The sequence below is a fragment of the Paenibacillus tyrphae genome, from assembly GCF_027925525.1.
Taxonomy (GTDB): Bacteria; Bacillota; Bacilli; order Paenibacillales; family NBRC-103111; genus Paenibacillus_G; species Paenibacillus_G tyrfis_B.
Window position 1 is genome coordinate 35,441 of the sequence record NZ_BSDJ01000047.1, and the last position, 11,455, is coordinate 46,895.

The window sequence follows — 11,455 nt, forward strand, 5'->3', positions numbered from 1 at the left end:
TCAGCATCCGGCATTCGTTCATATCATTTAACATGCCTTTGAAAGGGGGATGTCACATGAGCCACGTTGGCGGATTCGGCTTTACTTCCACTGGTGTTATTCTAGTGCTGTTTATTCTGCTCGTCATCGTTTCCCGTTCATTGTTCATTTAATGCACCGCCCCCTTGTCAGGTATTTTACTCTGGCAGGGGGTTTTTACTTCAATCTCCGATCTTCAAAACCCGCACCAACTCGCCCCGCCGGGCTCCTCGCCCGCCCGCTGGAAGACAGATTAAGCAATCGGTCTCTTTCATGGAAACCATGATGCTGGATTTGTCGCGACCGGCGGGCCTCACGCGGAACGTACTACGTTCCACGCACGAAGCCCCCCGGACATATCGGGGATACGCCGATCCTTTCCCGTAATCGGCATCCAGTATCGCCGTCGCTGCGGAGGGCAGCGGATCGGGCGCCCCTTGCGAGGCGCGCAGATAGGGGCGTACCAGCAGCTCGAATCCTACATAGCAAGCTCCGGGATTGCCGGACAAAGCGAACAACGGCTTGTCCCGCCACAGACCGACTGACGTCGGACTGCCCGGACGCATCGCGATCTTGTTAAAAAGCAACTCGCCGTCCCACCGGCCGAACAGCTCGGCCAGCACATCCTTATCCCCTACCGATACGCCTCCGGTCGTTATCCACAGATCCGCCTGCTCTGCAGCAGCCAGCAGTTCCCGTTCCACCCGGTCGGCTTCGTCGGGAAGAAAAGGCATCAGCAGCGGTACTCCGCCCGCCTGCTGTACCTGGCAGGCCAGCATATAGCCGTTGCTGCCCCGAATTTTGCCCGGTTCGAGTGGCGCCTCCACAGGGAGCAGCTCGGAGCCGGTGGAGAAGATCGCTACCCTCGGCCGCTTGTACACCTTCACAAGGCTATGGCCGAAGGTGGCCAGCACCGCCGCTTCCCCCGGTCCGATGATACAGCCCTTCTGCAGAAGCTGCTCCCCGGCAGCAGCCTCTTCTCCTACCGGGGTCACATTGTCGCCGGGATTCATCGCTTTGTGAACGGCCACCGTACCTCCAAGTCCGATCTCCTGATGCACCGCATCGGTCATCTCCAGCATCACAACCGCATCCGCCCCTTTGGGAACGGCAGCTCCGGTCATAATTTTGGCCGCTTGGCCCGGGCCGATCGTCTTCGCCGGAACCGAGCCGCAAGGAACCGTTTCCACCATTTCTAGGCAGACCGCCGCCGCAAGGGAAGCTCCAGCCGTATCCGATGCACGCAAAGCATAGCCGTCGACACCCGATCTCCGAAAATGCGGCAGCGGGCTGCCGGCGCAAACATTTTCCGCCAGCCTCCTGCCGTACGCCTCGAATAGCGGCACCTCTTCCGTCTCCTGAAGACGGACATGCTGGAGTACACGCCGCTGCGCCTCTTCCAGGCTGATGGTCTGTCGCCCAAATTTCAAGTCGTTCATGCTTCACCCCCCGATCTGCGACATGCGACGGGAGGTAGGCGTATGACTCTGCTGCTCGCTCAGAAGCGCCTTAGCCATCTCGTGGCTTTCCGGCTTCACGGCCAGCGCCCGGAAGAACAGCTCGGCCAGCGCCTGATCGTCGCCGATATAACGGCGTACGTTGAACTCGTCGGACCAGTACAGGCAAGGCTTGATGTTGCCGTCCGCCGTGAGGCGCAGCCGATTGCACGTCTCGCAGAAATGGTCGCTGACCGGATGAATTAACCCGAACGTGCCCGCCGCCCCGACGATCCGGAAATTTTGCGAAGGCCCGTTTCCCTGGACCGACCGCTCCAGCATCTCCACCTGCCACCCTATTTTTTCACAGCACTCCAGCACCGTGCTTAGCGGAACATATCTCGTTTTCCAGCCGTCGTCATCGTGTCCGATCGGCATATATTCAATAAAACGCACATGCAAGCCGCGCTCCAGCGTCAGCTTCAGAAAATCTTCGATTTCGTCGTCGTTCAAACCTTTCATCAGCACGACGTTCAGCTTGATCGGGTCGAGTCCGACCCGGGACGCCGCTTCCAGACTCTTCAGTACGCGCGACAAATCGCCTCCGCGCGTAATGAGAGAAAACCGGTCCGCCCGCAAGGAATCGAGGCTGACGTTAATTCTTGTAAGCCCGGCTTCGCGCAGCTTTTCCGCCCGCGAAGCGAAATGGATCGCATTCGTCGTCAAGGCGATATCTTCAATGCCGTCGATCGCGCTCAGCATCCGCACAAGCTGCTCCAGGTTTTTGCGCACGAGCGGTTCGCCTCCGGTCAGCCGCAGCTTGCGAACTCCGTACCCGGCAAGCACCCTCACCACTTCGGCGATTTCCTCGAACGTCAAAAGCTTTTCCTCCGGCTCGAATTCCATACCTTCTTCCGGCATACAGTATACGCAGCGCAAATTGCACCGGTCCGTCACGGAAATTCGAAGATAGTCATGAATGCGGCCGAAACGGTCCTTCAATATCTGTGACATCCTGCATGCCCCCCGTTCTAGGTTATCCCCCCCATTATGTCACAAAACAGCCCCGGCTTCCATGGACAAAATCACAAAAGCGGCTAAAACCTTAGTCGTTTGCCGGTAAGCCTCTCATATTCGTCCGGATCGTTAATATTTCGGATAAATCCCGTGGAAATCCCCTTCCGCTCCAGAAACGATTCGTCTGCCACCTGCAGAGCAACCGAATCCAACAGCCTCATCAACCGCAGATCGTTCGCAGCCAACAGCCGCTCCGCCTCGGGAAGACAGCTCTTGAGATAAACGCCGTGCAGCGGATGGAGCCTTCCGTCGATCTTCGCAACTACAGCATCTGCTCCAACGCTGCTCCGCAGCTCCGAGAGGGCTTTCGCCACTTCGGCGTCGACCCATGGCATATCGCAGCCGACGATCCACAGCTCCTCGTACGAAGCCGCTCTCATAGCGGCCTGAAAACCGGCTAGCGGCCCCCGACCCGGCTGCAGGTCGGGAATGATCCGCACCGGAGCCTCCCCGGAGAACGTATGGACGACGGCCTCGTACCGTTCCGGCTCCTGCGTCACGACAAGCAGCTCCGCGCACAGGCTTCCAAGCTCGGCCAACTGTCTGTCCAAAAACGTATCGCCTTCGTACATAAGCAGCGCTTTGCTTTGTCCGCCCATCCGCCGATTTTGCCCGCCTGCCAAGATTACGCCTGTCATGGCTTGCTTTTGTCCGCCGCACCGCTCCATCGCCTTCACTCCTTCCTCCCGTCTATCCTATCTTATTTTTGCAGCCTTATAATGTACTTCATTTCCATTCCTTGCATACGCCTCATGCCTATTCCTTACAGACGTTCCCACAATGCGCCTCATCCTCCAGTTCTACGCCTGCGCTTTTCCCTTCGGCACCCAAGCGTCGTTATCGTAGCCCCGCAGCTCCCAGTACCCGATGTGCTCTTTGTCGATGAGCTCGATGCCCTGGAGCCACTTGACCGATTTATACGCGTACATTTGAGGAACGACCAGCCTTACAGGACCACCCAGTTGCTGAGGAATCGGCTTTCCGTCCATCAAGACCGCCACCATGACGTCGTCCATCCGTGCCTGCTCAAGCGACAAGCAATCCGTATAGACGCGATCCCCGGAATAAAATTTGACGAACTTCGCCTCGTTCCTTACGTTCGCCAGCTCCAGCAGCTCCTTAAGGGGAATTCCCTCCCAAGTGACCTTGTACACCGACCAGCCCGTCACACAGTGAAAATCGCTGACCTGAACCGTTCGTTTGAGCTCCAGAAACTGCCCCCAGTTCCACGCATATTCCCGGTCGACAAGTCCGGTCAGGGCGAATTTCCAATCCTCGCTCGAAAAAGCCGGGATCGGCGTCACCGTATAAACCCGAAACTGCCCTTGTCCGCCTCCGCCGAGCGGAGGATTGGATTCCGCAGACGGAACCGGCGGCGGCAGCATCCGGTTCGCATCCTCCCGAGCCAACCGCTCAAGCTCCGCGCCCCCCGTATCGGATGCGGTCATCAGCCACCGGTAAAACGACGGTCCTAAACCGAACACGAGCAGCAGACCTGCTGCCGTACGGAGGAACGTGGCCCTGGAGATCGGAGCGTTCCTGAGCATCTGTACGATTCTTCCAGGCTCGGATGACGGTGTTACATCGCTGGCTTCCGTCGCCTCTTCTTCCTTGCGACTTTCTGGCCGGGTTTGATCAGCTTTAACCCATCGGCTTCGAGAGACCGAGTGATAGATCGCGTAGGGAACCCCGACCCAGGTGAACAGATCGTGGAGCAGTAGTGCGGCGTTGCCCCAACCGGAAGGCAAGCTTCGCACCAGCCAGAGTAGCACGCCGGTGACAATCCAGCCCGCAAGCAGGAGCAGAACGAGTCCCAAATTCCAACGCTGAGCCGGTTTCGTCCGCAGTTGCTTCCAGTGCCGGGGGAGCAGCGGCAAATATAGCGCAGCCACCACCATTGAAGCTGCACCGATCCATAGGTGCCCTTCCTTCAGCCACACACGGCCCGCTCCCAGTGCCCGTACCGGCTCAACAAACAGCAATATCCCGGTCAACGCAAGCAGGGCTAGCAGCCATGCGTTCCAGCGATGGAGCTTGACCAGCCTTTTTCCGTACGGCACGCCGGAAAGCCAATTCGTCCATACCCGTTTCGATTTCATTACGCAGCCACCTTTCCGTCTACTTGAGAATACGCATGCTGCGGGCTTTCCGGTTTGCCGGGGACGGCTTTTTTATTCACAAAGGCAAAAAGGGCCCGAACCCGTCGGTTCAAGCCTCTCGTTTGCCATCAATTCAAATACCCCATAATAATGCCGGCCGTTTCTTCAATCGCTTTATCCGTTACGTTGATCACCAAGCATCCGACCTGTTTCATCAACGTTTGCGCGTAGCGGAGCTCTTCGTCGATTCGCTCCATCGCCGCGTACTTCGCCCCGAACGGCAAACCGACTGCTTTCAGCCGCTCTGTCCGAATTTTGTACAGCTTGTCTGCGTCCATCGTCAAGCCGACAATCCGGTTGCCCGGCACCAGAAACAGCTCCTTGGGAGGTTTAACCTCCGGCACGAGCGGCAGATTGGATACTTTTATCCCTTTATGCGCCAAAAAGATACTGAGCGGCGTCTTCGACGTCCGCGAGACTCCGATCAAGACCAGATTCGCCTTCAGCAGGGCGCTCGTATCGCGTCCGTCGTCGCATTTGACGGCGAACTCAATCGCTTCTACGCGGCGAAAATAATCTTCGTCGAGCTGATGAAGCAAGCCCGGCTTCCGCTTCGGCGCATCGCCCCACGTATCGATGAACGCCTGCATCATCGGTCCCATGATATCGACCGCACGGACGCCGAGGCGGACAGCCTCTTCCTTCATCATTTCCCGCAGCTCCGGCTGTACCAGCGTGTACGCCACAAAGCCGCCGCGTTTGGCCGCCTCTTCCATAATGGTACGGATTTCATCCTCAGTTTTGATATGGCCGATCCGCTTCGTTCTCACCTGGTGGGCGTCAAACTGCCGGATAGTCGCTCGAACGACCGCCTCCGCCGTTTCCCCGACGGAATCCGAGCAGATGGTAATCTCGTACTGTTGCTCTTCCTTCATCCGGTTTTCTTCTCCTTTATTCATGAATGCCCTAACGGTCCATCGCCAGATCGACCAGAATGTTCGTCATAATCGTTTTTGTCACCCGTCCGACAACGTCCCACCGGGATCTTCCGCTCACCTGGGCAGCTTTGGATTCCACGACGACAGGTAGGCTGTCGACTTGATGATGAATCATCTTCCGCGCAGCGTCGATCACCGACTCGTCGGGAGAGACATGAATGACATTCGGCTCGCGGGTCATAACCATGCTGACCGGCATGGAAGCCGCATTCGTATTGCCGAGCGTGAATTTAAGCAAATCTTTACGGGAAATGACGCCGGACAGGCAAGCCTCGTCATCCACGACGATCAGGCTGCCGACGTTCTCCATAAACAGCATCACGACCGCGTCGTTCACGGAAGCATTCTCCCGGACCACGACAGGAATCGATTGGACATCCTTTACTTTCATGCCCAGCAGCTTACGGGAAACCTGGGAGCCCGGCGTCATGGCCGAGCCCGGAGTATAGCCCACCTTGGGCTTGGCGTCCACAAGCCCGAGCATGACAAGCAGCGCCAGATCCGACCGGAGGGTCGGGCGGCTTAGACCTAACATCTCCGCTATTTGTTCGCCCGTAATGGGCGCATGTGCCTTTACCAATTCTACGATCTGCAGTTGGCGCGCAGTCAGTTCGATGACCGGTCCCTCCTCACTCAAAGCAGCCTTTGCGGTTTATCGCTGTGCCGCATTCCAATCCAATTGTACCAAAAATAGTCCGAAACTCATAGAACCGTTTTTCATTTGATGGTTTCATTTTCAATCTAGCGCACTACTCAATTCAGTTCAAGTATTTATTGCGCATTATTTATTTATTAATTATACTATATATGTTGAAACGTGACCATTTATTTTATAGGGGGCTGAGCTGGTGGAAAGGGAATTGGCACTTGAGATCGTCCGGGTAACGGAGCTGGCGGCGCTGTCCGCGGCAAGATGGATGGGCCGGGGCGATAAGATTCAAGCCGACGGTGCGGCGACGACCGCCATGCGCGCCATGTTCGATTCCGTTTCTGTCCGCGGGACCGTCGTCATCGGAGAAGGAGAAATGGACGAGGCGCCGATGCTGTATATCGGCGAACAAGTAGGCAACGGACAAGGTCCCGAGGTGGACGTAGCCGTCGACCCGCTCGAAGGAACGGAGCTGGTTGCCAAAGGATTGAACAACGCGCTGGCCGTCATCGCCATTGCCAACAAAGGCAATCTGCTGCATGCGCCGGATATGTATATGGAAAAACTGGCTGTCGGACCGGCTCTTGCAGGCAAGCTTAGCTTGACGGACCCGCTCGAAACGACGCTTCAACGGGCCGCCGACATTTTAGATAAGCCGCTGAGCAATCTTACGATCATGATTCTTGACCGCGACAGGCACCGGAAGCAGATCGATACCCTCCGTCAGGTCGGCGTACGGATCAAGTTTCTTAGCGACGGCGATGTTGCAGGGGCTATGGCTCCCGCTTTATCCGAATCCGGCATTGACATGTATGTAGGCTCGGGCGGCGCACCCGAAGGTGTGCTAGCAGCCGCGGCTCTGCAATGTTTGGGCGGAGAGCTGCAGGGAAAGCTGCTGCCTTCCAATCAGGAGGAATACGACCGCTGCATCGCCATGGGACTCGCCGACCCGCACAAAGTTTTGACCATGGAGGATATGATTGGCCGGGAAGACGTTATTTTTGCCGCAACGGGCATTACCCCCGGCGAATTTTTAAACGGCGTCCGCTACTTGCCCGACTCCCGGGCAGAGACGCATTCGATCGTCATGCGGGCAAAAACAAAAACGATCCGGTTCATTCAATCGATTCATTACTTGCCGAATAAAAACATTCTTAACGATATCGGATAACCCGGTATTGAACTATTTTCTTCCTGTGTTACTATTACCATAAAGTAACTATTCGACACGGAAGAAGGTTTTGCGCATGAGTATACTATTTTATACCGCTGTCGGGCTGATCGCTGCCACCTTCGGGAGCCTGGTCGGTCTCGGCGGCGGTATTATTATTGTTCCCGCTCTCGTTTACTTAGGCCCCGCGTTCGTCGGACAGACGATTTCGGTATCGACGGCGGTAGGCACTTCGCTGGCCGTCCTGATCTTCACGGCATTGTCTTCAACCCTGACCTTTGTCAAGCAGAAAAGAGTCGATTTCAAAAGCGGTTGGCTCTTGTTCATCACATGCGGTCCGGGAGCCATGCTCGGCTCGTATACCACGCAATTCGTCAACGCCAAATCGTTTCAGCTCAGCTTTGGTATTTTCATGCTGCTGATGGCCATACTGCTCGTGCTGCGCGACTACTTGAAGCCGTTGAATGTGAAGTGGCACATTCAGCACACATATACAGACAGCAATGGCAATACATATCATTACGGCTACAGCATACTGCCCGCTTTGATCATCGGACTGCTGGTCGGATTCATTTCGGGACTGTTCGGGATCGGCGGCGGTTCTCTATTCGTGCCGGCGATGGTGCTTCTTTTCCGGTATCCTCCCCATGTTGCGACAGCGACCTCCATGTTCGTTATCCTGCTGTCATCCCTTATGGGCAGCATTACGCATTTTAGCTTAGGAGAAGTGAACCTGTGGATGGTTTTAGGCTTGGCACCTAGCGCCATTGTCGGAGGCTGGCTCGGCGCCAAAATCGCCAGTCGGCTGAGCAGCAAAAAGCTGCTTTGGGTATTGCGTATCACCTTCGTTATCGTATCATTCAAAATGATCTGGGAAGGCTTGGTCCTTGCCTGATTTGCTACACCATATATTTTTATGCGCCGCGGCGTTCGTGGCATCATTTTCATGAGCGGATAATTCGTCTCTCCTTATCCCAAACTAAGGTAACGTAATCCCGTTGCCCAAAGGAGACTAAGCCCCCATGAAAAAGCGAACGCCTGCGGCCTTTTTGCTTTTATCCGCTCATCGGTTCATCTCGCTTCGAATCAGAACCCGTTTATTTTTGTTGAGTCTAGCCTTATGCTTGGCTCTAACGGCATGTACGCCTGCCGCAAATTCACCGCAAGCGATGCCCCCCGGGATCGGGCCTGCCGAGGATGCACCTCGGAACACGGCTAAAGCAGCGGAAACGGGTACCGGCAGCGCGCTGTCTCCGGCCCCTTCAACCGTGCAGCAGGTCCCGCCCCCTTCGGCGCTGCCTGCACCGGCACCTACTCCCGCACCGGCGGTCGTTCCACCGGCAGAGGCTAAGATGCAGAAGAAGCTTAAATCCAAATCGAAGCAGCCTGTCGCCAAACCGTCCAAAGAAACATCCGGCCAAAGCCAACGGCTCTCTTTATCCCAGCTTGTGCGCAAATATCCGGAGCTGCTGCTACTGCGGGGGTCAGTCGCCTCCGGGCAGGTCGCCTTAACGTTTGACGACGCTCCAGACACGACATTTACGCCGCAAGTTTTGGATGTATTGAAAAAATATGAGGTTCGCGCCACTTTCTTTTTAGTCGGCGCCCAAGCCGAGAAGCATCCGGAGATGGTTAAGCGAATCGTCCGCGAAGGCCATGTGATCGGCAATCATTCATACAGCCATAAGCTGTTTACCAAACTATCCGACGATTTGTTCCAGTCGCAAGTGCTTCAAACGCAACAAACTTTAAAGCGGCTGATCGGATATTCCCCCCGCTTGCTGCGGCCTCCATATGGCGAGATCAGTGAAAGCCAACTCTTGTGGGCATCGGAACACGGTTACCGCATTGTGAATTGGAATGTCGACTCGCTTGATTGGAAGCAGCTTGGCCAAGAAAAAGTAGTTTCGAACATTCTCACTAACGTTAAGCCGGGTTCCATCATCCTGCAGCATTCCGGTGGCGGGCCGGGGCAAGACTTGAACGGTACCGTCAAAGCGCTCCCGACCGTGATCCAGACTCTAAAATCCCGCAACCTGAAGATCGTTACCTTGCCTGAGCTTTTGCAGGTATCCAGGCAGTTAGATTGAGTAATGCCTTCTACAATTAGAACGGTTCAACCGAAAAAGGGACGCCCCTTGCACCAGCAGAAGGGCATCCCTTGGATTGTTATTTGTATAAGCAATGTTACTTTAGGCTTGCACAGCTTCCAGCCAAGCGTTGGCAATAAGCGCGTGGCCTGCCGGTGACGGATGTACGCCATCAGGTGCCCAATAGGCCGACGGTGCTTTGGTACTTGCCGACGCGAACAGTCCGTCTAACGGCACGTACAGCGTTTCAAATTCCCGAGCGAGCTCGCGAACGGCGTTTATTTTCGGGTCCAAATCTTCTCTCCACCGTTTCCGGTCTTCCGGCACCGGAAGCACAAACGGTTCGACTAAAATGAGCTTCGCATCAAGCGTTTCCCTGGTACGAACAATCAGATCACGGTAACCTTCCGCAAACGCTTCCACTGAAGTCGGGTCGTTGCGATCGTAACGCCGCCATGTATCGTTAATGCCGATGTAAATCGAAACCCATGTCGGCTTTAGATCCAGGCAATCTTCCTGCCAGCGCTGCTGCAAATCCTTTACCCGATTGCCGCTGATTCCGCGGTTGATGAAATGAACTTGCTTCTCGGGATATTTGCTGGCGAATAAAGCAGAAGCGATGAGAGCGTAGCCCCGACCTAAATCTGCCGCGGTCTCTCTGTTTCTTCCGCAATCCGTAATACTGTCTCCCTGAAACAAGACAACTGCCCCATCTTCGATCTTTGTCATGACTCTGTCCTCCAGCATGTAGGATATAGTTCTTCTTTTAGTACCATACTAAAAGTTACCGGTTTTGTATATCACTATGTGAAGAATCGATAAAAGAAGTTGAGGATCGATAAATAATTCCTCCAGAGCATAAACAAATTCAATACAATAGAAAATAAGCCCTAAAGATCTTTTTTGATCTTTAAGGCTTATTTATACCGATGAGAGGACTCGAACCTCCACCCTTTCGGACTCGATTTTGAGTCGAGCGCGTCTGCCATTCCGCCACATCGGCAAGTGGCGTGCCCTAAGAGATTCGAACTCCTGACCTTTTGATTCGTAGTCAAACGCTCTATCCGGCTGAGCTAAGGGCACGCATTTTCAATTGTTGGAGTGGTGCCGAAGACCAGACTTGAACTGGTACGGTAGTCACCTACCGCAGGATTTTAAGTCCTGTGCGTCTGCCGATTCCGCCACTCCGGCGAAAAATAAAGTTGGAGGCGCCACCCAGATTCGAACTGGGGGTAAAGCTTTTGCAGAGCTCTGCCTTACCACTTGGCTATGGCGCCATATGGAGCGGAAGACGGGATTCGAACCCGCGACCCTCGCCTTGGCAAGGCGATGCTCTACCCCTGAGCCACTTCCGCATATAAACTGGGGATCTAGGATTCGAACCTAGGCATGACGGAGTCAAAGTCCGTTGCCTTACCGCTTGGCTAATCCCCAATGAATGTGTAAATGGGGCGATCGAAGGGAATTGAACCCTCGAATGTCGGAGCCACAATCCGATGCGTTAGCCACTTCGCCACGACCGCCACAGTATGAAGATATTTTGGCAGGGGCAGCAGGAATTGAACCCACACTAACGGTTTTGGAGACCGCTGTTCTACCTTTAAACTATGCCCCTATAAACTGGTGGAGGCTGATGGATTCGAACCACCGAACTCGTCAGAGAACAGATTTACAGTCTGCTGCGTTTGGCCACTTCGCTAAGCCTCCATATGAAATTACAGTGGTGCCGCCGAGAGGACTTGAACCCCCAACCTACTGATTACAAGTCAGTTGCTCTACCAATTGAGCTACAGCGGCGAATGGTGGCTCGGGACGGAATCGAACCGCCGACACGAGGATTTTCAGTCCTCTGCTCTACCGACTGAGCTACCGAGCCGTATTACTTTATTGTATCTCATTTCTTGCATATTGTAAATC

The 11,455-nt window shown here is 54.9% G+C and carries 11 protein-coding genes and 11 tRNA genes; 4 read left to right on the top strand and 18 right to left on the bottom strand.

Translation table 11 applies throughout. The annotated features are described in order from the left end of the window. Window positions 1–56 precede the first annotated feature (56 nt). Window positions 57–152, top strand: coding sequence for a YjcZ family sporulation protein (locus QMG93_RS33075; protein ID WP_216798076.1), 96 nt, complete (start codon window positions 57–59; stop codon window positions 150–152). A 48-nt stretch (window positions 153–200) separates the two neighbouring features. Here the strand turns inward: QMG93_RS33075 and glp are convergent, their stop codons facing one another. The 6 genes from glp to QMG93_RS33105 all read right to left on the bottom strand — a co-directional run bounded on the left by glp (window position 201) and on the right by QMG93_RS33105 (window position 6,265). After that, window positions 201–1,457: a gephyrin-like molybdotransferase Glp gene (gene glp / locus QMG93_RS33080; protein ID WP_281944168.1), complete on the bottom strand. Its 1,257-nt coding sequence runs from the start codon at window positions 1,455–1,457 to the stop codon at window positions 201–203. A 3-nt stretch (window positions 1,458–1,460) separates the two neighbouring features. Beyond that, complete coding sequence (gene moaA, locus QMG93_RS33085; protein WP_281944171.1) at window positions 1,461–2,468, bottom strand: GTP 3',8-cyclase MoaA; 1,008 nt, start codon at window positions 2,466–2,468, stop codon at window positions 1,461–1,463. Window positions 2,469–2,551: 83 nt separating this feature from the next. Beyond that, entirely contained in the window at window positions 2,552–3,199 is a 648-nt protein-coding gene (locus QMG93_RS33090) for a molybdenum cofactor guanylyltransferase (RefSeq protein ID WP_281944186.1), read from the bottom strand. 132 nt (window positions 3,200–3,331) lie between these two features. Then, complete coding sequence (locus QMG93_RS33095) at window positions 3,332–4,630, bottom strand: molybdopterin-dependent oxidoreductase (protein ID WP_281944173.1); 1,299 nt, start codon at window positions 4,628–4,630, stop codon at window positions 3,332–3,334. 128 nt (window positions 4,631–4,758) lie between these two features. Then, window positions 4,759–5,565, bottom strand: coding sequence for a pyruvate, water dikinase regulatory protein (locus QMG93_RS33100; protein ID WP_281944175.1), 807 nt, complete (start codon window positions 5,563–5,565; stop codon window positions 4,759–4,761). Between the two features lie 31 nt (window positions 5,566–5,596). Then, entirely contained in the window at window positions 5,597–6,265 is a 669-nt protein-coding gene (locus QMG93_RS33105; protein ID WP_010500069.1) for a helix-turn-helix transcriptional regulator, read from the bottom strand. 211 nt (window positions 6,266–6,476) lie between these two features. On the opposite strand from QMG93_RS33105, the gene glpX reads away from it, so the two are divergent. The 3 genes from glpX (at window position 6,477) to QMG93_RS33120 (ending at window position 9,538) form a co-directional block, all read left to right on the top strand. After that, window positions 6,477–7,448 carry a class II fructose-bisphosphatase gene (gene glpX / locus QMG93_RS33110; protein WP_281944177.1) on the top strand — a complete coding sequence of 324 codons (972 nt, stop codon included), beginning with the start codon at window positions 6,477–6,479 and terminating at the stop codon, window positions 7,446–7,448. Window positions 7,449–7,524: 76 nt separating this feature from the next. Continuing rightward, window positions 7,525–8,343 (top strand): sulfite exporter TauE/SafE family protein, encoded by an 819-nt coding sequence (locus QMG93_RS33115; protein ID WP_281944179.1) that lies wholly within the window; start codon window positions 7,525–7,527, stop codon window positions 8,341–8,343. 127 nt (window positions 8,344–8,470) lie between these two features. Continuing rightward, window positions 8,471–9,538, top strand: coding sequence for a polysaccharide deacetylase family protein (locus tag QMG93_RS33120; RefSeq protein ID WP_281944181.1), 1,068 nt, complete (start codon window positions 8,471–8,473; stop codon window positions 9,536–9,538). Window positions 9,539–9,640: 102 nt separating this feature from the next. Here QMG93_RS33120 and QMG93_RS33125 read toward each other — a convergent pair whose 3' ends face one another. The 12 genes from QMG93_RS33125 to QMG93_RS33180 all read right to left on the bottom strand — a co-directional run bounded on the left by QMG93_RS33125 (window position 9,641) and on the right by QMG93_RS33180 (window position 11,414). Continuing rightward, window positions 9,641–10,267, bottom strand: coding sequence for an SGNH/GDSL hydrolase family protein (locus QMG93_RS33125; protein ID WP_281944183.1), 627 nt, complete (start codon window positions 10,265–10,267; stop codon window positions 9,641–9,643). 195 nt (window positions 10,268–10,462) lie between these two features. Beyond that, a tRNA-Leu gene (locus tag QMG93_RS33130) sits at window positions 10,463–10,541 on the bottom strand. A gap of 3 nt (window positions 10,542–10,544) precedes the next feature. Beyond that, window positions 10,545–10,621, bottom strand: a tRNA-Arg gene (locus QMG93_RS33135). A gap of 19 nt (window positions 10,622–10,640) precedes the next feature. After that, window positions 10,641–10,729 (bottom strand) — tRNA-Leu (locus QMG93_RS33140). Window positions 10,730–10,741: 12 nt separating this feature from the next. After that, a tRNA-Cys gene (locus QMG93_RS33145) sits at window positions 10,742–10,815 on the bottom strand. A gap of 3 nt (window positions 10,816–10,818) precedes the next feature. After that, a tRNA-Gly gene (locus QMG93_RS33150) sits at window positions 10,819–10,893 on the bottom strand. A 7-nt stretch (window positions 10,894–10,900) separates the two neighbouring features. Next, a tRNA-Gln gene (locus tag QMG93_RS33155) sits at window positions 10,901–10,972 on the bottom strand. A gap of 13 nt (window positions 10,973–10,985) precedes the next feature. Beyond that, window positions 10,986–11,061 (bottom strand) — tRNA-His (locus tag QMG93_RS33160). A gap of 18 nt (window positions 11,062–11,079) precedes the next feature. After that, window positions 11,080–11,153, bottom strand: a tRNA-Trp gene (locus QMG93_RS33165). 6 nt (window positions 11,154–11,159) lie between these two features. Further along, window positions 11,160–11,245: transfer RNA gene (locus tag QMG93_RS33170), tRNA-Tyr, on the bottom strand. A 14-nt stretch (window positions 11,246–11,259) separates the two neighbouring features. Next, window positions 11,260–11,335 (bottom strand) — tRNA-Thr (locus QMG93_RS33175). A 3-nt stretch (window positions 11,336–11,338) separates the two neighbouring features. Then, a tRNA-Phe gene (locus QMG93_RS33180) sits at window positions 11,339–11,414 on the bottom strand. Window positions 11,415–11,455: the final 41 nt, after the last annotated feature.

Excerpts from the sequence above, each read along its gene's own strand:
- QMG93_RS33075 (WP_216798076.1), top strand. The coding sequence starts at position 57 with ATGAGCCACGTTGGCGGATTCGGCTTTACTTCCACTGGTGTTATTCTA.
- QMG93_RS33115 (WP_281944179.1), top strand. The coding sequence starts at position 7,525 with ATGAGTATACTATTTTATACCGCTGTCGGGCTGATCGCTGCCACCTTC.
- glp (WP_281944168.1), bottom strand. The coding sequence starts at position 1,457 with ATGAACGACTTGAAATTTGGGCGACAGACCATCAGCCTGGAAGAGGCG.
- QMG93_RS33100 (WP_281944175.1), bottom strand. The coding sequence starts at position 5,565 with ATGAAGGAAGAGCAACAGTACGAGATTACCATCTGCTCGGATTCCGTC.
- QMG93_RS33090 (WP_281944186.1), bottom strand. The coding sequence starts at position 3,199 with ATGGAGCGGTGCGGCGGACAAAAGCAAGCCATGACAGGCGTAATCTTG.
- QMG93_RS33095 (WP_281944173.1), bottom strand. The coding sequence starts at position 4,630 with ATGAAATCGAAACGGGTATGGACGAATTGGCTTTCCGGCGTGCCGTAC.
- QMG93_RS33120 (WP_281944181.1), top strand. The coding sequence starts at position 8,471 with ATGAAAAAGCGAACGCCTGCGGCCTTTTTGCTTTTATCCGCTCATCGG.
- moaA (WP_281944171.1), bottom strand. The coding sequence starts at position 2,468 with ATGTCACAGATATTGAAGGACCGTTTCGGCCGCATTCATGACTATCTT.
- QMG93_RS33125 (WP_281944183.1), bottom strand. The coding sequence starts at position 10,267 with ATGACAAAGATCGAAGATGGGGCAGTTGTCTTGTTTCAGGGAGACAGT.